We start from the raw sequence: 21,744 nt of genomic DNA, 5'->3' as shown, positions 1-21,744 counted from the left end.
ATAATTAAAAAAATAAATGAAAAAAAAATATGAAACTGATTTATGGATAGTTGGCATTGCTAAACAACCCCTTTTAAAATTTTCACAAAAACCAAGTAAAAAAAATATTATTTGGGTTCAACCTGATAATTCATATCAATTTTTTGCCGATCCATTTGGCATTTGGAAAAATAATAAACTTTATTTGTTTGTTGAATTTTTAGATTACAGAGAAAAAAAAGGGAGGATTGATTGTATTACTTTTGATAAAAATTTAAAAAAATTATCAACTCAGAACGTATTAAATGAAAAAACACATTTATCCTACCCTTTTCTTATTGAGGATGGGAATAAAATTTATATGGTCCCTGAGTCAAGCAAGTCTGGAAAGACATATATATATGAAGCGTTAAATTTTCCAACAAAATGGAAGAGAGTAAAGGAAGTGATTCCAAACACACCTATGATAGATACAAGTATAATTAAGCATAATAGTAAATGGTGGATGTTTTATTCATTACCAGGGAAAAATAAGAAAGCTCTTAGAGAAATGAATATTGCATATTCTGATAGATTATTGGGAGATTGGAAAGTTCATGATAAAAACCCTGTCAGCAACAATATTGAATTAAGTCGACCTGGAGGCAAACCATACATATCAGACAATCTAATACATTTACCTGTTCAAGATTCCAGTAGAACATATGGTGGACAAATTAATATTATTAAAATATTAGAACTCACTCCAAAAACCTTTAAAGCAAAAAAGATAAAATCAATAAAACCTTATTTACATAAGGAGTTTTCTGATGGATTACATACTATTTCAGGATGCGGAGATATGACATTGATAGACTGTAAAAAACAAGATTTTTCAAGTTCCAGAAAATGGATTAATTGGCAAAGAAAATTAGGTAGATTAATCCCATTTATTAGAAAAATTAAATTTTGAAAGTATTGCAACTAATGGGAGGTTACTCTGATGGAGGAGCGGAGATATTTTATATTGATGCACTCACTGCATTAAATAATATCAATGTAGAACAATATGCAATAGTAAATAAAAAAAATATAAAAGGTATTACAAAGCTAAGAGAGCTTAAAATTCCGTATAAAGCAGTTTCATTTAATAAATTATTCAAATGTTCAACTAAATTTATAATATCTAAAGTTATTAAAGAATTTAAGCCAGATATTGCTCACTATTGGATGGGGCGAGCTAGTAGTTTTTTGATAAATGGAGAACACGTTAATATTGGTTGGCATAGTGGCTATAGAGGTGTTAAAAGATTTAAGGCCTGTGATTATCACATCGCACTTACAAAGGAATTAAAAATTCATATAGCTGCACAAGGCATAGAGCTTTCAAAAATATATGAGCTGCCAATCTATACAAAAAAAAATATTTCTACAAAATTATCAAGAAAAGATTTTGATACACCAGAAGATAAACCACTACTATTATCATTATCACGACTTCATCCAGTGAAGGGTATAGATATTTTAATAAATGCAATGGTTAAAATTCCTGAAGCATACCTTTGGATTGCAGGTACAGGACCACTTACTAAGGACTTAAAAGAACAAACTGAAAGGCTTGGTTTATCCTGTCGTGTAAAGTTTCTTGGATGGAGGGATGATAAAGAGGCGTTAATGGCATCTGCAGATATTTGTGTTTTTCCATCAAGAAATGATGCTTTTGGAGCAGTTATTATTGAGGCATGGGCAGCAAAAAAGCCAAATGTTAGCTGTAAATCACCTGGACCAAAAGCTATTATTATTGATAACTACGATGGTTTGCTTGTTGAAATTGACAATGTTGATCAGCTAGTTAGTGCTATTAAAAAAGTAATTAATGATCATGTGCTTGGAAAGCTGTTAGCAAAAAATGGATATAAAAAATTTCTAGAATACTATAGTGAGCGAGCCTTCTCTGAGAACATCATGAATATATATAACTCGATTAGTAAATTGAAAAATAAAGCATGCAACAAAAAAAACAAAACATACTGATAATAAAGCATGGTGCATTTGGTGACCTAATCCAATCAGATGGAATATTCAAAAGCATTAAAAGGAGACACCCAAATGCTCATATTATCTTACTAACATCATCATTATATAAAAAACTAATGATGATAACCCCATATTTCAATAATATTATTGAAGATAACCGTGTTTCTTTATGGAATTTAAAGATTTATTATAAATTAGTTAAGCAACTTCACTCCTATAATTTTTCATATGTTTATGACTTACAAAATTCTCAAAGAACACTGATATACAAATTTATTTTACTGAAAAATGCATTATGGATAACAACTAAAAGAGCTGACCATCCCGTATCTGGACTTCAGGGTTTAATAGATATGCTAAAGAATAATGGAATGAAATCAAAAGAGATATTTGACCCAGATCTTTCTTGGATGGTAAATAATGTTTCTCTCTTATTAAAAAAAAATAATATATCAAAGAATTATGTTGTCTTAATTCCTGGTTCATCAAAAAAACATAAGGAAAAAAGATGGCCATTTTATAAAGAGATAGCAAAAGAATTTATGATTAGGGGCTATGATGTAATAAATATTTTAGGTCCGGATGAATTAGACTTGAAGCAATCACTTATTGGTCACGTATTTGAATCGTTAAGCTGGGGTAATTTGGCTGGAGTAATTTATAACTCATCATTTATAATAGGAAACGATTCTGGGCCTTGCCATATAGCTTCTTGTTTAAGAAAACCTGGGATTGCACTTTTTGGACCAACAACCTCTGGGCAAAAATCAGAATTAACAAGACCTCCATTTATAACTTTAGTATCAAAAGATCTTAAAAAACTTTCTTATGTTGATCTATTGGGAGAAATTAAAAAGTCTTGCGGTTTATTTAAGTAAAGTCCTTTATATTCTAATCTAATGTTAAAGTGGTTTTTCTGGTTAGTAAAGAAGCATTCTTTTCTTTAAGACTGTGAAGCTTGATTTTTTAATTAAATAAATGAAAATGTTTAAAATTATTATTTTTTATTAAACACTAATTATAATTAAAGCGTGAGCTGATTTTAACTACTTAACAATGAAAATAAATAACCTATACCTTGAAAAACCACCAAAAAAAATGAACAAACTTAAGTTATTTTTTATATTTATAATTTATAGTATCTATTTTAGTAACGTTATAGCAAGCTCCCCCCCAAGCATTCAAATTTCAACGATACCAGTAAACTTTGTACCCTCAGAAAATTTTTCCCCTGGCCTTGATATTGCATATGGCTTTAGCATCAATAAATTTAAAGGGAAGCTTTTTCTTTTTGTTCATGAAGTTAATAACTCAAATCAAATTTATATCTTTAATGAAGATAGAAATATGTTTGATTTGCTAGTAGATCTTGGTGTTCATGTGGATCCAGATTTTCAGCTTAGAAGCACTTTTAATGATAATGACGAACGTTTATTTTTAGTTTTTGATACAGATACAAAATCTGGAAAAATTCTATTTACAGATGATTTGAAAAAATTTAATACTTTTTCTTCCAATGAGCATGGTTTCCGCTCTATTACAAAATATAAAAATACATATATTGCAGGTACAGCTGACAACTCATCAGCAATTTTTCTTTCTGATGATGGATTTAATTGGAAAAAGAGGAAAATTGATACTCTTAATTCGGCAATAGTACAAATCAATGGTTTTATGATATTTGAGTCTTATCTTTATATTGTTGCAAATTCTGGTGTTTTTAAAACTAAAGATTTAAAAAAAGCTCAACTAGTATTTACAAATCCTGAACATACTCAAATATATGCTTTTAACGATTCAGCAAATGGTCTTTTAATAGCCACAGGCTGGGCTGGAAATAAAGAAAATCCTGAAAATACAATTTCGACACTATTCTATTCACGAGACGGTAAGGAGTTTAATAAAATTGCAAATATACAAGAAACGCCAATGGTTTATACCATAAAGCCAATGTGTAATAAGCTTGGAGAACCAGTTGATCTATTATGGGGTGGGTATAGGGGAAATGGCGTACATTTATTTAACTTTGAAAAGGGTATTTCTAAAAAAATTTTAAATCGTAAGAGAGTTTCTATATATTCATCTATTGAATACCGCGAAAAATTTTATTTTTCAAGTTATCCTCTTGATCAAGTAATAAGTGTTGGTTTTGTTAACAGCAGAGAAAATTGCAAATAAATTTTTATTTAATATTTTAATCGGCACTTTGCTAAATCTATTTTATTTTATAAATTTTTGCTAATTACTTTGGTAAGCTATTCATAAAATTAGATATATTTATTTATAAGTGGCGGAAGGAGCGGGATTCGAACCCGCGTTAGGGGGGTACCCTAAACACGCTTTCCAAGCGTGCGACTTAAACCACTCATCCACCCTTCCGTATTTTTTATGAATTATATATCTAACCCAGCTCATATTTAATAAAAATACAATATTAAGCAAAACTATTGTTTAAAATTCATATATATGACCTATAAGAGTTTTAGATTTTAAAGCGCTTGATTTATAGCGATATTAGTATTAATCTACTGTAAATAATAAACAAAATTTAATCCAATATAATCAAAATCTAAACAGGAGAAATCATGGCTTTCGATACATTGAAAAACTTAGGCGTAAAAAGCCCTTATGGCAAAGAAAAGTATGATAACTACATAAACAATAAATGGGTCAAACCAGCTGATGGTAAATACTTTGAAAATATTACTCCTATTTCAGGGAAGCCTTTTTGTGAGGTAGCGAGATCAAATGAAAAAGATATAAATTTAGCTTTAGATGCTGCACATGCTGCAAAAGATGGCTGGGGTAAAACAAGTGCAACTGAACGCGCAAACATTCTTCTCAAAATAGCTGATAGGATGGAACAAAATCTAGAGACTATTGCGCTTGCTGAAACAATTGATAATGGAAAGCCAATAAGAGAAACAATGGCTGCTGATATACCTCTAGCAATCGATCATTTTAGGTATTTCGCAAGTGCAGTTCGAGCTCAAGAAGGTTCAATTGGAGAAATAGATCATGAGACAATGGCATACCATTTTCATGAGCCTTTAGGTGTTGTCGGGCAAATCATTCCATGGAACTTCCCTATCCTTATGGCAGTATGGAAATTAGCGCCAGCTTTAGCCGCAGGTAACTGTATTGTGCTTAAGCCAGCAGAACAAACTCCTGTTTCTATTATGGAGTTAATAGAGATTATTGGAGACCTTCTTCCTGCTGGAGTGTTGAATGTAGTAAATGGCTTTGGATTGGAAGCAGGAAAGCCTTTAGCAAGCTCTTCACGTATAGCAAAAATTGCGTTCACAGGTGAAACAACAACTGGTCGCCTAATCATGCAGTATGCTTCACAAAATATTATTCCCGTCACACTTGAATTAGGTGGTAAGTCACCAAACATTTTCTTTGAAGACATTATGGATAAAGATGATAGCTTCTTTGATAAAGCATTAGAAGGGTTTACGATGTTTGCCTTAAACCAAGGTGAAGTATGTACCTGTCCATCACGTGCAGTAATCCAAGAATCTATATACGATCAATTTATGGAAAGAGCACTTGAGCGAGTAAAAGCTGTTACCCAGGGGAGTCCTTTAGAGGCATCAACAATGATTGGGGCACAAGCATCTAGCGAGCAAATGGAAAAAATACTTTCATATATTAAGCTTGGTCAAGAAGAAGGTGCTGAACTTCTCACTGGTGGTAATAGAACTATGCTTGAAGGTGAGCATGCAGATGGTTACTATATTGAGCCCACCGTATTTAAAGGCAGTAATAAAATGCGCATTTTCCAAGAAGAAATATTTGGTCCAGTAGTATCTGTAACTACCTTTAAAGATGAGGCGGAAGCGTTAGAGATTGCGAATGATACACTTTATGGTTTAGGTGCGGGTGTATGGACAAGAAATGGTAATACCGCATTTAGAATGGGTAAGGGTATCCAAGCTGGGCGAGTTTGGACTAACTGTTACCACGCATACCCGGCTCATGCAGCATTTGGTGGCTACAAATCTTCCGGTATCGGTCGAGAGACACATAAAATGATGCTTGACCATTATCAACAAACAAAAAATTTACTAGTTAGTTATACAGAAACCAAACTAGGATTCTTTTAAACTGAAATATTAGGTAAAATTTTTAAGGTCAAATTTATATCTTGACCTTAATTTAACTAATGATAACCAGAATATCGACAACAGATTCAGCGGATAAACTCATTGATGAGCTTACAGCAGAGCATGGTGAGCTTATGTTTCATCAGTCAGGTGGTTGCTGTGATGGAAGCGCCCCTATGTGCTATACCAAAGGAGAATTCTATTTAGGTAATGCTGATGTTGAAATTGGTATAGTAAGAAATACACCCTTTTATATGAGTGCTGAACAATTTGAATATTGGGAGCACACGCATATTACCCTTGATGCTATCAAAGGAACTGGGGGGCAATTTTCCTTGGAAAGACCGACAGGTTTGCGCTTCATTATTCGATCAAGAATTTATACAGATGAAGAATGGGATTATCTTAAAGATCACCCTGTAAAGCATTGTGGCTAAATTAATAAAAAAATATTATAAAGTAAGGTAAAATCAAAAATGGCGGGCCTCCTCGCATTGCGATTTAGCCAACCTGGTCAGATGCGGAAGCAAGCAGCCACAACTAAGGATACAAGTGCCGGGGGTCTGGCTCGCCATTTTTTTCAATTAAAATTAAGCGTATAAATGTCACACCAAGTATTAGCTAGAAAATGGCGTCCAAAAAATTTTGACACTCTTGTGGGTCAAGAAAATACGGTGCAAGCCCTAGTTAACGCACTTGACCAAGAAAGACTTCACCATGCTTATTTATTTACTGGTACTCGCGGTGTAGGTAAAACAACATTAGCAAGGATCTTAGCAAAATCACTCAACTGTGAAAAAGGTATTTCATCAAAACCATGTGGAGAATGTTCTTCCTGTATCTCGGTAGATAAAGGAAATTTTGTAGATCTAATCGAAGTGGATGCAGCGTCAAATACAAAAGTTGACGAAATGAGAGAGCTTTTAGAGAACTCGCAATACGCTCCCACCTCAGGTAGATTTAAAGTTTATATCATTGATGAGGTACATATGCTCTCTAATAGTGCCTTTAATGCGATGCTAAAGACACTTGAAGAGCCTCCTGAACACATCAAGTTTATCCTGGCAACAACTGATCCAAAAAAAGTACCTGTCACGGTACTATCAAGATGTTTACAGTTTAATTTAAAACAAATGACTATTGAAAAAATTTCTAATCATCTTGATATGATATTGACGAACGAAAAAATAAAATCCGAAAAAAAAGCATTAGGTCTCATTGCAAAATCAGCAAGAGGGAGTATGCGGGATGCACTTTCACTAACTGATCAAGCGATTGCATATTCTGGAAGTGAAATATCAGAAAATAAAGTAAGCGAAATGCTAGGTGTCGTTGATAATAATTTTCTAATAGATATCTTGTTTAAAATATCAGAGAACAAGGGTGGAGAGCTTATTGAAATTGCTCATGGAATGAATGATAAAAATATTGCACTAGATAGCACATTAATTGATCTTGCTAAACTAATTCATGAGATTTCAGTTTATCAAGTGGCTCCCGAAAGTAACGAAGATTTGCAAAGCAATAATGAAATTAAACAACTAAGTAAATTGTATTCCCCAGAAACACTTCAGCTTCTCTATCAAATTGTTATAAATGGAAAAAAAGATATTTATTTAGCGCCTGACTTGTTAATCGGATTTAATACGACTTTGCTAAGAATGTTAGCCTTTTTCCCTTCCTTGCAAACTGACAAATTAGAATCTAATTTGTCAGAAAAAAGAGCAACGCCCCCGATTCAACCGACCGAGGAAAAAAAAAGCTCTCAAATTGAAGTAAAAAAAGAAGTTAAAGAGACTTTAGAATTTGATGGTAATTGGCACAATCTAGTTAAAAATCTTAAACTTGGAATTGCTAATGCATTGGCACAAGAATGTGAATTTAAAGCCTATCAAAATTATATATTTGAACTTACCTTAGATTCAAATAAAAGTCATTTGATGCAAAGTAACTATGTCGAAAAACTTGAAGAATCACTAATAAATCATTTTAATAAAAAAATTAAAGTAAAAATTTTAGTTGATGAAGTGAAAAAAACCCCTGCTATTAAGACATCTGAAGAAAAATCTAAGCTATTAAAGGAAACTGAATCTGCTATGATGAAAGATGGATTTGTAAAGGATTTAATTGAAAATTTTGACGCACAAGTAGTTCCAACAAGCATTCAACCATTAAATAATAAAGGACAATAATATGGCTAAAGGTGGCATGGGTAATATAATGAAACAAGCACAAATGATGCAAGCAAATCTCCAAAAAGCCCAGGCAGAACTTGCGAGTATTGATGTAGAAGGGGCAGCGGGTAACGGTATGATTAAAATAACTATCTCCTGCAAACATGAAATTAAAAAAATTGATATCGATCCCTCTCTTCTTGAAGATAAGGAGATGCTAGAAGACTTGATAATGGTTGCTTTTAAAGATGCATTAGGCAAGGTTGAGAGTACCTCCTCACAAAAAATGGGAGGCTTAGTTCCTCCGGGAATGAATTTGCCTTTTTAGTAGTATGCAGACTAATAACACACTAGAAAATCTTATAGAGTCATTAAAATGCCTTCCTGGAGTTGGGCCTAAGTCAGCGCTTAGATTAGCCTATTATTTACTGCAAAGAGATAGGAAGGGAGCTCACAAACTAGCTAGCTCAATTGAAGAATCGCTAAATAAACTTGGTCATTGTAAACTTTGTAACAATTTCTCTGAAAAGGAGATATGTTCAATATGTGCCTCACCAAACAGAATTTCATACACTCTCTGCGTTGTAGAAATGCCAACTGATCTTCTTATGCTTGAACAAACACGCTCCTACAAAGGCATGTACTTTGTTTTAATGGGAAGGCTTTCACCCCTCGATGGAGTTGGACCTAAAGAAATTCATATTAATAAGTTGCTTGAAAGAATTAAAAAAAGTGAAATCAATGAAATAATTCTTGCAACTAACTTTACAACGGAAGGTAATACAACAGCACAATACATAGCTGAACTTCTTAAAGAAAGCAAAATAAATATCACACGAATAGCTCGTGGTCTCCCGATGGGAGGTGAAATCGAATATGTCGATTCTGGTACCCTAGCTCAATCAATTGTTGAACGTAAAAAAATAATTTAAACTTTTATTAAAGCTGCAATTTCTGAAGGATGATTGATGACGGCATCTGCACCCCAGCTTTCTATTTTGTCTTCTTTTTTCAAGTACCCATAGCATGCAAGAATTGCAAACATATTTGCGGTTTTTGAAGCGCTTATATCTTTATGTGCATCACCAACATAAACCACTTCATTAGATTTTACTTTTAGAGATTCACATGCAGAAATCAACATATCAGGTGATGGTTTTGGAGAAATGCCATCATCACCACATATTAAAATTTCACATCTTTGATCAAGGTTGATAAATGGCAAGATCATCTCAACGAAACACCGATGTTTGTTTGTGATAATACCCCACCCTATTTTTTTTTTATCCAGCAGATTAATGAGGTCATGAATGCCATCAAAAAGGATTGGGTTATTTAAAATATTACTTTTATAGATCTTGATAAACTCATTTGTGAGCGCTGAATAATCATCAGTTGCTTCATGAAATCGTAAGTTTAAATAGGCTTTTATTCCATTAGATGCAACCGCACGACCCTCCTCAAATGTAATAAGCGAATGATTATGTATTGCATATAGATCATTTGCACTTTGCACCAAGTCGTGGGCTGAATCTATTAATGTACCATCTAAGTCAAATAAAACTTTTTTAATCATTTGCTGAAGATGCTTCAACAATATAATTCACGGAAGTGTCCTGAGATAGCTTATATTTCTGTGTAATGGGGTTATATGTCATACCTATAATTGAATCAAATGATAGATTATTTCCGCTTGCCCAAGCCTTCAATTGACTCGGTTTTATGAATTTCTTGTACTCATGCGTGCCTTTAGGTAACAAATTAAGAATATATTCTGCCCCAATAATTGCAAATAAAAATGCTTTTAAGTTCTTATTAATTGTTGAAAAGAATATCTTTCCGCCGGGTTTGAGGAGCTTTGAACACGTATTAATTATTGAATTAGGATCAGGGACATGCTCTAACATCTCTAAACAAGTAATAATATCAAATCTTTCGTCCGTATTCTTATAAAAGTCCTCGATGTTTATATGTTTATATTTAATTTTAACGCCACTTTCCTTTGCATGAAGTTTAGCTATTTGAATAACCTTGTCACCCTGATCTATTCCAGTCACATCGGCACCTGCACTAGCAAGAGATTCTGAAAGAATTCCGCCGCCACAACCAACATCCAAAACTTTTTTCCCTTTAAGGTTCACCGATGACTTTATAAAATTTAATCTTAAGGGATTAATTTCGTGAAGTGGTTTAAACTCACTAGTTGGGTCCCACCATTTATGGGCTAGTAAGTTAAACTTTTCAATTTCTTCGAGATCTACGTTGTTTTTATTTTGGTTTGCCATGACTTTGCTATATTAGTTAATTTATCTAAATCAATATTTTCTAATTGACCTGCATTAAGCTTTAATGTTCCATTGATCCAAACATACTCTACACCCCCTTGATTACCGTTATAGAGAAGGCTTGAGAGTGGATTATATACAGGCTGGGAAAGGATTGAATCTAAATTGATAGCGACAATATCTGCTTTTTTCTTTAACTCAATAGAACCAAGAAGCTTACCTTTATTCATAGATTTAGCAGCGTTATAAGTTGCCAATTTTAAGATAAGATTCGAATCTAAAATTTCAGGTTTTTGATTTATACCTTTTCCTAAAAGCGCTGCCATTCTCAACTCTTCCAATATATCTAGTCTATTATTGCTCGCTGAGCTGTCAGTTCCAATGGAAACATTTATACCCAAATCAAGCATTTTTGATATATCGGCAATTCCACTTCCCAAGATAAGATTTGATGAAGGATTATGGACGACATTAACATTATTCTGATTTAATAAATGTAAATCCTGCTCATCAACGTGAACGCAATGCGCTGCAACTAAATTTGGACCCAATAAGCCTAAAGAACTAAATCTATGAATTGGGCTGACCTTAAATTGGCTGATACTATTTTCAATTTCCTCCCGAGTCTCATGCAGGTGGGTATGGATAGGTAAATTTAGCTGTTCTGCATAAGTCCCCACTAGACTCAATGTTTTATCCGAAGTTGTATATGGTGCATGGGGTGCTAAAGAAGTTGAAATTAAATCTTCACTCCTCCATTCATCTCTAAAATCAAAGCCTTTTTTTAAATAATCTTCTGGGTCTGATGCGTAGTTTGTTGGAAATTCCATTACCACTAATCCAATATTCGCACGCATTCCCATTTCAACGGCAGCCTCTGCTGTCTGGCTGGGATAAAAGTACATATCATTGAACGTTGTTGTACCTGACTTGATCATTTCAGCTATTGCAATTAATGAGCCATCTTTAACAAAATTCTCACATACATGCTGCTTTTCTGCTGGCCAAATATGATCCTCTAACCATGATTTTAATGGAAGGTCATTTGCGTAGCCTTTTAATAAAGACATTGCCGCATGCGAATGATTATTGATAAGCCCTGGGATAATAATGTGATCAGATAATGCAAACACATCGTCTGCTTCATATTTATCAAAGACAGCTTTTGTGGGAAGGATATCAAAAATCTCATCTTCCAAGATCACAATTGCATGATCATCAAGAAGTGTATTATCTTTATCTGCCGTGTAAATCCATGTTGCTGAAATAATTGAGTTAACTTTTTTAATCATAGATTAAAAACTGACCTAATCAAATGGGTGCTTAATGAGAATAGTTTCGTCTCTTTCAGGTCCTGTAGATATTATATGAACTGGGACATCACATAGCTCTTCAAGCTTAGAAATATAATTTTGCGCATTTTTTGGAAGATCATCCCAACTCTTAGTTCCAAATGTATTTTCTGACCATCCAGGCATATCAATCAATATTGGTTCGCAATTTTCGGTTTGATCAGCACCTAGGGGCAACAGGTCTATTTGATCATTACCATTTTTGTAACCCACACAGACTTTTAGGGTCTCAATACCGTCGAGTATATCTAGTTTTGTAATGCAAAGCCCAGTTAAACCATTAACCATAGCAGATCGCCTCAATGCAGCGGCATCAAACCACCCACACCTTCTCGTTCTTTGAGTCACCGTACCAAATTCCTTCCCTTTTGTAGACATTTGAAAACCAGGTGCGGCTTCATCATCAATGTCTAATTCACTTGGAAACGGACCCCCGCCTACTCTAGTGGTATAGGCTTTTGTTATACCGAGTACATAGCTGAGCATGGATGGGCCTACGCCTGTTCCAGCTGATGCTTGGCCAGATACACAATTAGAAGAAGTTACAAAGGGGTATGTCCCATGATCGATATCAAGCAATGCACCTTGGGCCCCCTCAAATAAAATACTTTTGCCTAATTTATTTATTTCATAAAGTTTTTGTGACACATCACAGACAAAAGGTTTAATAAATTCAGATTGACTCATCATGGAATCAAACTGTTTATTTATGTCAATCGATGATGAATTGAGATATTTTGTTAAAACAAAGTTATGGTAATCAAGCGTTTCTCTAAGCCTGCTTAAAATATCCTTTGGGTCTAAAAATAAATCGTAAACCTTAAATGCTCTTCTAGCGACTTTATCCTCATAGGCAGGGCCGATACCCTTACCAGTCGTACCAATTTTTTTATTCTTCGACCGAATGGCTTCTCTAGCTCTATCAAGCTCGACGTGATAATCAAGAATCAAAGGGCAACCAGCACTTACATTTAACCTGCCTTTGACGGTAATACCATTTTTCTCAAGTCCTTCAACCTCTTTCATTAAATGATTGATATCGAGAACTACGCCGTTACCTATGTAACATTCAATTCCTTCTCGAATGATTCCAGAAGGAACTAAATTAAGTTTGTATTCCTTTTGACTTGAGCCTTGCCCAATAACGAGGGTGTGACCTGCATTATGGCCTCCTTGAAACCTTGTAACCGCTGATGCATGGTCTGTTAACCAATCAACAATTTTTCCCTTACCTTCATCTCCCCATTGTGTTCCAATGACAACTACATTTTTAGCCATATTGATACTTTCTTAATTTAAAAGGTTGTTAATGATAAATCTTAAGTCGATAGAAAACCCAGTCGCTGGCCTCATATCACCTGCAAACTTATTCATATTATCGTAACGACCACCTTGTGCAACTGCTGTATTAAATTTTTGTGCGTAAGCTGAATACACAATGCCCGTATGGTATTGATACCCCCTTATATCAGAAAAATCAAAGCTAATTTCTACATTCATTTCCTTTAAATTTTCGCAAATACTAGTAAGTGATTTAGTCACATTATTCGCAACAACCTGATCTGGTAATAATGTATTAAGATCCTTTAAAATTGACTCGTCTCCATAAAGGTCTGTTAGAGATACAAGTTTTTTTGTGATATCGCTATTATTTTTTTCTGAGAGAATTTTATTTATTTCGTTTTTATCCTTTAGCATCATCGCATTACCCAGGCTTAAACTCTCACTTGGTGACAAGTCGACTTCATTCTTCAATGAGTTATAAACATCAAGATGATTAATATCAAGGACAACATCCTTAATATCAAGTACTTTTAAAGATTGGATCAGTAGCTTTTGTATTTCCAAGTCGGCATTAATACTTAGATCACCAAAGTATTCTGCACCAACTTGTAATAGCTCACGAGGCTTTTTATTAGTGGAGTTTGCCCTTAATACTGAACCTGCATAACATAATTTGTTAATGCCTTTCTCTGCCATTTGGGAGTCAATTCTAAAAGCCTGAGTCGTAAGGTCTGAACTGACCCCCATCATCTTTCCTGTCATTTGATCAACAACTTTATAGGTTTCGAGATCAAGATCTCTTCCATATGCATTTAGAGAGTCAGAAAATTCAAGCATAGAAGGAAAAATAAGTTGATATCCATTTTTTAAATAGAGATCTATAAGGAGTCTCTTTTTTGATTCAATAACAGCTGCTTTTTTTGGGAATATATCTTCAGCGTTTTCAGGAAGAAGCCATTGATTCATTTTAGTTGGTTCCAATAAATATAATCATTATGCCAATAATCACTGATAAAAGTCCATAGAACTTTATTTGACCATTTTTTTGATTTGTTATTCTAATAAACGCGTCTTTCCAAATTTGTGTAAAAAAGAGTGGGAACAAGCCCTCGATAACTAAAACAAGACCAATTGCCAGAACAATAGACTCACTCAATTACTTGCTATCAGGGCTTTTTAGGAATTTGAAAAAGTCAGAGTTAGGATCGAGAACTAAAATATCATCCTTTCCTTTAAAGCTTTTTCTGTAAGCCTCAAGGCTTCTAAAGAAATCATAGAAATCCTGGTTTTTTGAGAAAGCTTCAGCATAGATTCTAGATGCACTCGCGTCACCCTCACCCTTAATTTTTTGAGCGTCTTTATAAGCCTCTGTAATAATAATATCTCTTTCTTTCTCGGCAACAGCTCTGATTTTCTCTGAATCAGCAAAACCTTGAGACCTTAGTTCGTTCGCAACAGATTTCCTTTCAGCATTCATCCTCTGGTATACAGACTGGCTGACTTCTTCAGGCAGATCTACCCTTCTTAATCTTACATCTAAAATCTCAACACCTATGAGTCTTGACTCACTGTCTGCTCTTTCTTGCAAGATACCCATAATCTCTGACCTTTGACCAGATACAACCTCTTGTATTGTCCTTTTACCAAATTCAGCTCGAAGTCCATCATTGACTGTTTGAGTGATTCTTCGCTCAGCTTGTCTTTCATCGCCATTAACTGAAACGTAATATTTAGACGGATCAATGATTCTCCATTTAATATATGAATCTACCAGTACATTCTTCTTCTCACTCGTTATAAACCTATCTGGCTGCTCTGATTCATAGGTTAATATCCTTTTGTCAAAGAACTTAACATTCTCAACTATTGGTGTTTTAAAGTAGAGGCCAGGCTCTTTTTTAACAGAGACAATCTCACCTAATCTAAAAACTAACGCAAACTCTCTTTGATCAACGGTGAACGTCGATAGGCTGAGTAAAATTAGTAGAACGATGATTGATACGAGTACTCTTGATAATTTTCCCATAATATTTACCTTATATCCCTTTCACGCGCTCTAAATGCTCCTCTAGAACGATCTGTTAATGAATTAATGACATCTGATGCAGATATATCAGGGTCTGTTTGGCTTGATGCCTGACTTGGATCGAGAGCTTCATTGTTATTTTTGCTTGAATTCTGAATAATTTTATCAAGCGGAAGATATATAAGGCTGTTTGAACCTTTTTGATCGATAATAATTTTACTTACTGTTGACATGATTTGCTCTTGAGTTTCTAAAAATAACCTTTTTTTAGTTACCTCAGGCGCTCTTATGTATTCAGCTAAAATCTGATCAAAACGGCTAGCGTTACCTAATGCCTCGTTTTCAATTGATATTTTATATCCATTAGCTTCGGCTGTTAGTCTTGAAGCGGTACCTCTTGCTTTTGGAACTATATCGTTAGCATATGCTTGACCTTCATTCTTTTGTCTTTCAAGATCTTGTTTTGCCTTAACTGCATCATCAAATGCCGCTTGAACTTGTTGCGGTGGCTGTGCATTCTGCATTGTCACACTCGTAATATTAATGCCTGTTTGGTATAGATCAAGAATTGACTGCATCAATGATTTTGTTTTTATTGCAATCTCTTCCCTGCCCTCGTATAAAACAAAATCCATATCACTCTTTCCGACAACCTCTCTGATTGCTGTTTCAGCTGCTCCTCTCACGGAGCTCTCAACTGAACGATTATTAAAAAGAAAATCCTCGACTGACTTTAAATTGTATTGGACTGCAAATTGAAGATCGATAATGTTTTCATCACCCGTTAGCATTAAAGATTCTTTCAGTTGTTGAGTTGCTCCCTCACCAAGTGAGCGGTAGCCTACCTCAATAGTTCTAACTTGCTCTTGATTGACAATTTCAACAGTTTCAATTGGATAGGGAATATGCCATCTTGGTCCGGGTTGAGTGATTCCTGTATTTTTACCAAATGTTAGGACAATGCCCCTGGAGCCTTGGTCTACGATATAAAACCCAGTTGCCAACCACACAAGAAAGATGACAATGATTATTGGTAGGGGTTTTATAATTCCTGAATCCCCAGAGTTATTTGATGGAGGTTGAGAGCCATTACCATTGCTTGTATTTTTGGGTTTTAGTTTAAAAACGTTGTTAACCTTAGACTTTAGATCCTTCACTAATTCGTCTAAATCTGGCGGACCATCATTATTAGCGTTTCTAATTACATTTGAAATTTTGTTTCCAACAAATCCGAATAATTTAAGCATATTTTCCATTTCTTTGATTGATAAAATCTAGACTTCTTTCGACAATGGCTTTCTTTAAAAATTCAATTCCATCACCGTTAATAGCTGACAACTGAACCCGGTTGATTTTACCATACTCATCTCTATCATATCCAGCGTTAAGCTTTATTTTGTCTATTTGATTTAATACTAGTATCTGTTGAATATTGTTTGCACCAATCTCGTTCAAGATTTTATCTACTTGAACAATTTGTTCAGCCTTATTTGCGTTACTTATATCAACAATGTGCAAAAGTAAGTCTGCATCTGATGACTCTTCCAATGTTGACTTGAATGCTTCAATGAGTGTCGTCGGTAATTTTTTGATAAATCCTACCGTATCCGAAATAACAAGATCATGCCCATGCTCAATAAATAATTTACGTGAGGTGGTGTCAAGTGTTGCAAATAACTTGTTTTCAGCCAATATTTTCTCACTCGTTAGTTTATTGAACAAAGTGGACTTACCGGCATTGGTGTAACCAACAATCGCAATAGTAAATACTTTTGACCTTCTTCGAGCATTTCGTTGATTTGCTCTTTGTTTTTCAAGTTTTGTTAATTTAATTTTAAGCTGCTTAATTCTCTGCCCAAGCATTCTTCGGTCAAGTTCGATTTGCTTTTCGCCAGGACCCCCCCGCACTCCTATGCCTCCTTTTTGCCTTTCTAGGTGACTCCAACCTTTTGTTAACCTTGATGACAGATGGTTTAGATGAGCTAACTCTACTTGCATTTTGCCCTCATGACTTTTTGCTCTCATTGCAAATATAAATAAAATCAAGGCTGTTCGATCATAAACTCGCATAGAAGTCGCTTTTTCAATATTTCTCTCCTGTGAGGGAGTAAGTTCATGGTTGAAGATGATTGTTTTTATGTTTTCTAAAGTCTTGATTTGTTGTAATTCTTTTAATTTTCCTGAACCGATGAAAAATTTAGCATCAGGGAACTTTCTTTGACTCTCAATTAATTCAGCAACTTTAAAACCCGCACTGGAGGCAAGGAGTTTAAATTCACTCGTATTTTCTTTATGATCAATATCGTCAATATTAAGACTAACTAATATCGCACTTTCACCATTCTTGGGTCTTTCAAACATTTCTATGATTGAGTTATGCTCACTTTCTTGGATGGAACAATAGTTGAAATAGAATGTTTGTAGATAAGCTGTGGGGCTTGGCCGTTTAACACAATGACAGATTGATCAAACGAGTGGATATTTCCTTGCAATTTTATTCCATTTAACAAATATATTGAGACAGAAATATTTTCTTCTATCACTTTGTTTAAAAAATTGTCCTGTAAATGCATATTAATATTTTCTTTATAGAATTTAAAGGCAGTCGCTGACCCTAACTTTTAACTCGTCAAGACCTAAGACAAATATTATACTCCCAATGTTAGGTGTATTAAGATTTCCTGCTAACCTCACTCGGAGTGGCATTGCAATTTCAGGAAACTTTAACCCATTGTTTTTTACAAAATCTTTAATACATTGATTAATGTCCTCCTCTTGCCACTTTATGCGTTCAAGGCTATCAACTAATGCTTTAATACTTTTTTTACTTACTTCATTTATATACTTTGCCTCCAATTCAACATCCCGATCCGGTTTTTTAAAAAAATAAACAATATTTTTAAAAAGTGAATTAAGATTCGTTTCTCTGTCCTTGTATAAATTAAGGGCATTGCGGATAATTTCGATATTGTTAGTTGAGCAATTAATTTCATTAAGCTTTAAAGCGGCCATTTCTGTTAACTTGTCTATGTCGTATTCTTTAATATACTCACCATTCAGCCAATCCAGCTTTGCCCTATCAAATTGAGCAGATGATGATGTGACATGCTCAAAATCAAACCATTCACAGAAGCTTTCCATAGAAAATTTTTCATCGTCACCATGTGACCAACCCAGTCTAGCAAGATAATTATTTAAGGATTCGGGTAGATAACCATCTTCCCTATACTGCATAACGTTAACCGACCCATGTCTTTTTGAGAGTTTTTGGCCATCTGGCCCATGAATCATTGATAGGTGAGCGTAATTTGGAATTGGAGCTTTTAAAGAATTAAGCAAATTAATCTGTCTCGGAGTGTTATTAATATGGTCGTCTCCCCTGATTACATGTGATATTTCCATATCCCAGTCATCAATAACTACACAAAAATTATAAGTTGGTGTTCCGTCTGACCTAGCAATGATAAAGTCATCTAACTCCTCATTATTTATCTTGATTTCACCTTTAACTAAATCAACCCATTTAACAATTCCTGTTTTAGGATTTTTAAATCTTACTGTTGGAGAAATATCTTTAGGAGGTTGAGGTAAGGCTTTACCATTCTCCGGTCTCCAACGACCGTCGTAACGTGGCTTATCACCTTTTTTTATTTGGTCATCTCTCAGATTATCAAGCTCTTCTTTGGAGGCATAACAATAGTATGCGTCCCCACTTTTAATCATGGTGTTAATATATTTTTTATATAAATCTAAGCGTTTTGTTTGATATTGTATTGTTTTATCATGCTCAAGCCCTAACCATTTCATGCCGTTTAATATGGCATTGATAGCATCTTCAGAAGATCTCTCAATATCTGTATCCTCAATTCTTAATAAAAAATCGCCCTTATTTTTTTTCGCGAAAGCATATGAAAATAGTGCCGTCCTGACACCTCCAACATGAAGGTACCCTGTTGGACTTGGAGCAAATCTAGTGACTACCTTCATAAAATAATCCTTATTTTAATGAATTGAATCATGAAGAAAATAGATGATAGCCACTCCAATCAAAATAAATGATATTTGCTTAAGAGAGTCTTTTGTATCAGTTTTCTCATGAAGATCTGGAATAAGATCAGATATTGCAACATATATCATGCTTGACGCAGCTATTGCTAAAACATAAGGAACGAGGTTCTCCATAATACTTAAAATATAAAAAGATAAAAGCCCACCCAATAGTGTGGCAAAACTCGATGCAATGTTCCACATATACGCCCTAAACTTTGATACACCCTGATGTAAAAGCACTGAAAATATGCTCATTTCTTGCGGTAAACAATGAAGTAGCATTGAAAGCGCAGTAATCAAACCAAGTTTAATATCAACCAAAAATGCACTCGCAATTAATATACCATCAACAAAGTTATGAAATAAATCACCAATCACAATAATACCGCTATTCCCACTGGGTTTACTTTGCTTTGATTGTGAGTCGCATTCTGTATGTTTGTGACAGTGAGAACCATGGCAATGACGCCATATCATTAACTTCTCAAGAATAAAAAGTATCAAAATTCCAATCAATACCGTAAAACTAATATCATGGAAATTATTATTTGAAGCCTCCATTGCATGAGGAATTATTTCAAGAAATGAGGCAGCTAATAGAGTCCCTACAGCTAAACTCACTAAATTGTTTGCTAAAGCAACATTAGCATTCTTAAAAATGATACTTGCAAGTAGGAGGCTCATTAATCCTCCAGCGAATGAAACAGCTATGATCCAGTATAAAGCCATTGTTTATCCATAAAAAAGTAATCTATTATAGTTTGAAGTTAGGTAAGATGAAATAAAATTATTCTTCTATCCATGCTAAGGAGGTCATCCTCTCTTTGGAAGCATCTCTGCGATATGAGTAATAATTATTAGCATTTTTGTAAGTGCAAAAATTTTTCGTAATGTATATTTTTTCTACACCTAAGTAAAATAACTTAAGCTCAGCTACTTTGAGCATAGAAAGAAAATATTTCCCGTTAGCTCCATTTTTAAATGCCTCTGCGGAAAATGGGTCATTTTCCAAAAAAATATTTCTTACTTCAGCACCTACCTCAAAAAAATCTTGGCTAATATGCGGACCAATCCAAACTATAAATTTGCCTTTTACATTAATTTTTTTTAAGGTATTTTCAATAATTCCAGATGTCAGTCCTCGCCAGCCTGCGTGAATAGCAGCAACAAAACTTCCCTCTTCATCTGTAACCAATAAGGGCATACAGTCAGCTGTTCTTATTGAGCAGATCACTTTGTTCTGTGTTGTGTATGAAGCATCAGCATCTCGTTCATCAGATGGTAACTCAATAGGAATATTGCTATGTGATTGATTTAACCGTATTGCCTTTTTATTAATAAATTCAAGACCAAAATTAGTTAATGGTTTTGTTTTATTTTTTTTTAAGGGCTCCTTACCGGAGTCAGAATTTCTTATTGTTTGTAAGGCGAAAATATTTTTGGGGACATCCCATTCGGGCTCAAATACATTTATGTTATCTATAGTATTAAGCATTAGTTAGAAATTGAGCTTTCATGCCTTATTAGATCAAGAAGTGTTTTCATATCTTCAGGGAGATCGATATCCCAACGCATATTCTCTTTAGTCTTTGGATGAATCAAGCCCAATGAACTTGAATGAAGTGCCTGTCTGGGAAAGTTAATAGTCGCATCCTTCAATGCTAATGATATTTCTTTTGTAGGGATGATTTTCTTGAGCCCATAAGTCTGGTCTCCAACAATAGGAGATGTATTGTGATTCATATGAACTCTTATTTGATGTGTTCTTCCAGTCTCAAGCTTGCACCTCAAATAACTATGCATTATGAACCGTTCAAGAACTTCATAATGGGTAACAGCATTCTTTCCATTATTTTTATTTATGGCCATTTTTGTTCTAACTGATGGGTGTCGCCCTATCGGAAGATCAATTGACTTATTTACAAGCACCTGACCCCAGACAATTGCCCTATATTCCCTAAATACTTTTTTTGACTGCAATTGTTTAATGAGATTTGATTGGGTTACTTCATCTTTTGCAACCACCATTAAACCTGTTGTATCCTTATCAAGACGATGAACAATTCCACATCTAGGTAAAGATTTATTCTTAGGAAAATGAAACAAGATTGCATTTAATATAGTGCCACTCCAGTTTCCAGCTGCTGGGTGAACAACCATATTCTGATTTTTATTTATTACAAATAAATTTTCATCCTCATAGACGATATTAAGTGAAATATTTTCTGGCTCGAATTGCAGTATTTTTTCATCTTGTTGAACTTCGACGCTGACTATCTCACCGCCTAAAACAATGTCTTTTGATGAGATTTTTTTGCTATCAAGTAAAATAAATCCTGATTTAATCCAAGCTTGGAGCTTTGCTCTTGAATAGTCTGCCATCAATTCTTGAAGTGCAATGTCTATTCTTTTTCCTGTTAATTTTTTTGGGATGATTAACTCTAATTTTTCTTGTTTCATAAGGTATAA

Annotated in this window: 23 protein-coding genes, 1 tRNA gene and 1 other RNA gene; 10 read left to right on the top strand and 15 right to left on the bottom strand. The window is 34.3% G+C overall.

Translation table 11 applies throughout. The annotated features are described in order from the left end of the window. Positions 1–16: 16 nt before the first annotated feature. The 4 genes from K6112_00690 (at position 17) to K6112_00675 (ending at position 4,173) form a co-directional block, all read left to right on the top strand. On the top strand, positions 17–931 hold the full coding sequence (locus K6112_00690) for a hypothetical protein (protein QZP17908.1): 915 nt from the start codon (positions 17–19) through the stop codon (positions 929–931). Next, positions 928–1,992, top strand: a complete 1,065-nt coding sequence (locus tag K6112_00685) for a glycosyltransferase family 4 protein (protein QZP17907.1) — start codon at positions 928–930, stop codon at positions 1,990–1,992. The genes K6112_00690 and K6112_00685 overlap by 4 nt, the downstream gene beginning before the upstream one ends. Continuing rightward, the gene (locus K6112_00680; GenBank protein ID QZP17906.1) at positions 1,965–2,873 is read left to right on the top strand and encodes a glycosyltransferase family 9 protein; all 909 of its coding nucleotides are present in this window, start codon (positions 1,965–1,967) and stop codon (positions 2,871–2,873) included. The genes K6112_00685 and K6112_00680 overlap by 28 nt, the downstream gene beginning before the upstream one ends. A gap of 178 nt (positions 2,874–3,051) precedes the next feature. Next, the gene (locus tag K6112_00675) at positions 3,052–4,173 is read left to right on the top strand and encodes a hypothetical protein (protein ID QZP17905.1); all 1,122 of its coding nucleotides are present in this window, start codon (positions 3,052–3,054) and stop codon (positions 4,171–4,173) included. Between the two features lie 110 nt (positions 4,174–4,283). Here K6112_00675 and K6112_00670 read toward each other — a convergent pair. Next, positions 4,284–4,374, bottom strand: a tRNA-Ser gene (locus tag K6112_00670). Between the two features lie 206 nt (positions 4,375–4,580). Between K6112_00670 and K6112_00665 the strand changes: the two genes are divergently transcribed. From K6112_00665 to recR, 6 genes are all read left to right on the top strand, one after another. Then, entirely contained in the window at positions 4,581–6,104 is a 1,524-nt protein-coding gene (locus K6112_00665; protein QZP17904.1) for an aldehyde dehydrogenase family protein, read from the top strand. Positions 6,105–6,163: 59 nt separating this feature from the next. Continuing rightward, positions 6,164–6,541, top strand: coding sequence for a DUF779 domain-containing protein (locus K6112_00660; GenBank protein QZP17903.1), 378 nt, complete (start codon positions 6,164–6,166; stop codon positions 6,539–6,541). Between the two features lie 41 nt (positions 6,542–6,582). Next, an RNA gene (gene ffs, locus K6112_00655) (signal recognition particle sRNA small type) lies at positions 6,583–6,680 on the top strand. Positions 6,681–6,706: 26 nt separating this feature from the next. After that, on the top strand, positions 6,707–8,296 hold the full coding sequence (dnaX, locus tag K6112_00650) for a DNA polymerase III subunit gamma/tau (GenBank protein QZP17902.1): 1,590 nt from the start codon (positions 6,707–6,709) through the stop codon (positions 8,294–8,296). Between the two features lies 1 nt (position 8,297). Beyond that, positions 8,298–8,606, top strand: coding sequence for a YbaB/EbfC family nucleoid-associated protein (locus K6112_00645; protein ID QZP17901.1), 309 nt, complete (start codon positions 8,298–8,300; stop codon positions 8,604–8,606). A 4-nt stretch (positions 8,607–8,610) separates the two neighbouring features. Beyond that, positions 8,611–9,210: a recombination mediator RecR gene (gene recR, locus K6112_00640; GenBank protein QZP17900.1), complete on the top strand. Its 600-nt coding sequence runs from the start codon at positions 8,611–8,613 to the stop codon at positions 9,208–9,210. On the opposite strand, the gene K6112_00635 is transcribed toward recR, so the two are convergent. The 14 genes from K6112_00635 to rluD are packed head-to-tail and all read right to left on the bottom strand — an operon-like array spanning position 9,207 to position 21,735. After that, positions 9,207–9,854: an HAD-IA family hydrolase gene (locus K6112_00635; GenBank protein ID QZP17899.1), complete on the bottom strand. Its 648-nt coding sequence runs from the start codon at positions 9,852–9,854 to the stop codon at positions 9,207–9,209. The genes recR and K6112_00635 overlap by 4 nt on opposite strands. Next, a complete protein-coding gene (gene ubiG, locus K6112_00630; protein QZP17898.1) occupies positions 9,847–10,563 on the bottom strand; it encodes a bifunctional 2-polyprenyl-6-hydroxyphenol methylase/3-demethylubiquinol 3-O-methyltransferase UbiG in 717 nt (238 codons plus the stop codon). Before ubiG ends, K6112_00635 begins: the two co-directional genes overlap by 8 nt. Next, positions 10,536–11,852: a TRZ/ATZ family hydrolase gene (locus K6112_00625; protein QZP18438.1), complete on the bottom strand. Its 1,317-nt coding sequence runs from the start codon at positions 11,850–11,852 to the stop codon at positions 10,536–10,538. Before K6112_00625 ends, ubiG begins: the two co-directional genes overlap by 28 nt. Positions 11,853–11,870: 18 nt before the next feature. After that, positions 11,871–13,193, bottom strand: a complete 1,323-nt coding sequence (locus K6112_00620; protein ID QZP17897.1) for an adenylosuccinate synthase — start codon at positions 13,191–13,193, stop codon at positions 11,871–11,873. Positions 13,194–13,205: 12 nt separating this feature from the next. Then, the gene (locus K6112_00615) at positions 13,206–14,165 is read right to left on the bottom strand and encodes an ATP phosphoribosyltransferase regulatory subunit (GenBank protein ID QZP17896.1); all 960 of its coding nucleotides are present in this window, start codon (positions 14,163–14,165) and stop codon (positions 13,206–13,208) included. A gap of 1 nt (position 14,166) precedes the next feature. After that, the gene (locus tag K6112_00610) at positions 14,167–14,355 is read right to left on the bottom strand and encodes a DUF2065 domain-containing protein (GenBank protein ID QZP17895.1); all 189 of its coding nucleotides are present in this window, start codon (positions 14,353–14,355) and stop codon (positions 14,167–14,169) included. Next, positions 14,356–15,225: a protease modulator HflC gene (gene hflC / locus K6112_00605; GenBank protein QZP17894.1), complete on the bottom strand. Its 870-nt coding sequence runs from the start codon at positions 15,223–15,225 to the stop codon at positions 14,356–14,358. 5 nt (positions 15,226–15,230) lie between these two features. Then, positions 15,231–16,472 carry an FtsH protease activity modulator HflK gene (gene hflK, locus K6112_00600; GenBank protein ID QZP17893.1) on the bottom strand — a complete coding sequence of 414 codons (1,242 nt, stop codon included), beginning with the start codon at positions 16,470–16,472 and terminating at the stop codon, positions 15,231–15,233. Next, entirely contained in the window at positions 16,465–17,586 is a 1,122-nt protein-coding gene (hflX, locus tag K6112_00595; protein QZP17892.1) for a GTPase HflX, read from the bottom strand. The genes hflK and hflX overlap by 8 nt, the downstream gene beginning before the upstream one ends. 2 nt (positions 17,587–17,588) lie before the next feature. Further along, positions 17,589–17,798: an RNA chaperone Hfq gene (gene hfq / locus K6112_00590; protein QZP17891.1), complete on the bottom strand. Its 210-nt coding sequence runs from the start codon at positions 17,796–17,798 to the stop codon at positions 17,589–17,591. A gap of 22 nt (positions 17,799–17,820) precedes the next feature. After that, positions 17,821–19,212 carry a glutamate--tRNA ligase gene (gene gltX, locus K6112_00585; protein QZP17890.1) on the bottom strand — a complete coding sequence of 464 codons (1,392 nt, stop codon included), beginning with the start codon at positions 19,210–19,212 and terminating at the stop codon, positions 17,821–17,823. A 15-nt stretch (positions 19,213–19,227) separates the two neighbouring features. Then, complete coding sequence (locus K6112_00580; GenBank protein ID QZP17889.1) at positions 19,228–20,004, bottom strand: ZIP family metal transporter; 777 nt, start codon at positions 20,002–20,004, stop codon at positions 19,228–19,230. Positions 20,005–20,062: 58 nt separating this feature from the next. After that, positions 20,063–20,770 carry a peptidoglycan editing factor PgeF gene (pgeF, locus tag K6112_00575; protein QZP17888.1) on the bottom strand — a complete coding sequence of 236 codons (708 nt, stop codon included), beginning with the start codon at positions 20,768–20,770 and terminating at the stop codon, positions 20,063–20,065. Beyond that, positions 20,770–21,735: a 23S rRNA pseudouridine(1911/1915/1917) synthase RluD gene (gene rluD, locus K6112_00570; GenBank protein QZP17887.1), complete on the bottom strand. Its 966-nt coding sequence runs from the start codon at positions 21,733–21,735 to the stop codon at positions 20,770–20,772. Before rluD ends, pgeF begins: the two co-directional genes overlap by 1 nt. Positions 21,736–21,744 lie beyond the last annotated feature (9 nt).

The sequence above is a fragment of the Methylophilales bacterium genome (assembly GCA_019823025.1).
GTDB lineage: Bacteria > Pseudomonadota > Gammaproteobacteria > Burkholderiales > Methylophilaceae > BACL14.
The sequence above is the reverse complement of the archived record's forward strand: the minus strand, read 5'-3'. Positions and strand labels throughout refer to the sequence as shown.

Bases quoted from the DNA above. Each gene is read 5' to 3' on its own strand.
- K6112_00675 (QZP17905.1), top strand. From the start codon at position 3,052: ATGAAAATAAATAACCTATACCTTGAAAAACCACCAAAAAAAATGAAC.
- K6112_00665 (QZP17904.1), top strand. From the start codon at position 4,581: ATGGCTTTCGATACATTGAAAAACTTAGGCGTAAAAAGCCCTTATGGC.
- pgeF (QZP17888.1), bottom strand. From the start codon at position 20,770: ATGCTTAATACTATAGATAACATAAATGTATTTGAGCCCGAATGGGAT.
- hfq (QZP17891.1), bottom strand. From the start codon at position 17,798: ATGCATTTACAGGACAATTTTTTAAACAAAGTGATAGAAGAAAATATT.
- K6112_00615 (QZP17896.1), bottom strand. From the start codon at position 14,165: ATGAATCAATGGCTTCTTCCTGAAAACGCTGAAGATATATTCCCAAAA.
- K6112_00660 (QZP17903.1), top strand. From the start codon at position 6,164: ATGATAACCAGAATATCGACAACAGATTCAGCGGATAAACTCATTGAT.
- K6112_00635 (QZP17899.1), bottom strand. From the start codon at position 9,854: ATGATTAAAAAAGTTTTATTTGACTTAGATGGTACATTAATAGATTCA.
- K6112_00580 (QZP17889.1), bottom strand. From the start codon at position 20,004: ATGGCTTTATACTGGATCATAGCTGTTTCATTCGCTGGAGGATTAATG.
- rluD (QZP17887.1), bottom strand. From the start codon at position 21,735: ATGAAACAAGAAAAATTAGAGTTAATCATCCCAAAAAAATTAACAGGA.
- K6112_00690 (QZP17908.1), top strand. From the start codon at position 17: ATGAAAAAAAAATATGAAACTGATTTATGGATAGTTGGCATTGCTAAA.
- gltX (QZP17890.1), bottom strand. From the start codon at position 19,212: ATGAAGGTAGTCACTAGATTTGCTCCAAGTCCAACAGGGTACCTTCAT.
- hflK (QZP17893.1), bottom strand. From the start codon at position 16,472: ATGCTTAAATTATTCGGATTTGTTGGAAACAAAATTTCAAATGTAATT.
- hflC (QZP17894.1), bottom strand. From the start codon at position 15,225: ATGGGAAAATTATCAAGAGTACTCGTATCAATCATCGTTCTACTAATT.
- K6112_00680 (QZP17906.1), top strand. From the start codon at position 1,965: ATGCAACAAAAAAAACAAAACATACTGATAATAAAGCATGGTGCATTT.
- hflX (QZP17892.1), bottom strand. From the start codon at position 17,586: ATGTTTGAAAGACCCAAGAATGGTGAAAGTGCGATATTAGTTAGTCTT.
- recR (QZP17900.1), top strand. From the start codon at position 8,611: ATGCAGACTAATAACACACTAGAAAATCTTATAGAGTCATTAAAATGC.
- K6112_00645 (QZP17901.1), top strand. From the start codon at position 8,298: ATGGCTAAAGGTGGCATGGGTAATATAATGAAACAAGCACAAATGATG.
- K6112_00620 (QZP17897.1), bottom strand. From the start codon at position 13,193: ATGGCTAAAAATGTAGTTGTCATTGGAACACAATGGGGAGATGAAGGT.
- dnaX (QZP17902.1), top strand. From the start codon at position 6,707: ATGTCACACCAAGTATTAGCTAGAAAATGGCGTCCAAAAAATTTTGAC.
- ubiG (QZP17898.1), bottom strand. From the start codon at position 10,563: ATGGCAAACCAAAATAAAAACAACGTAGATCTCGAAGAAATTGAAAAG.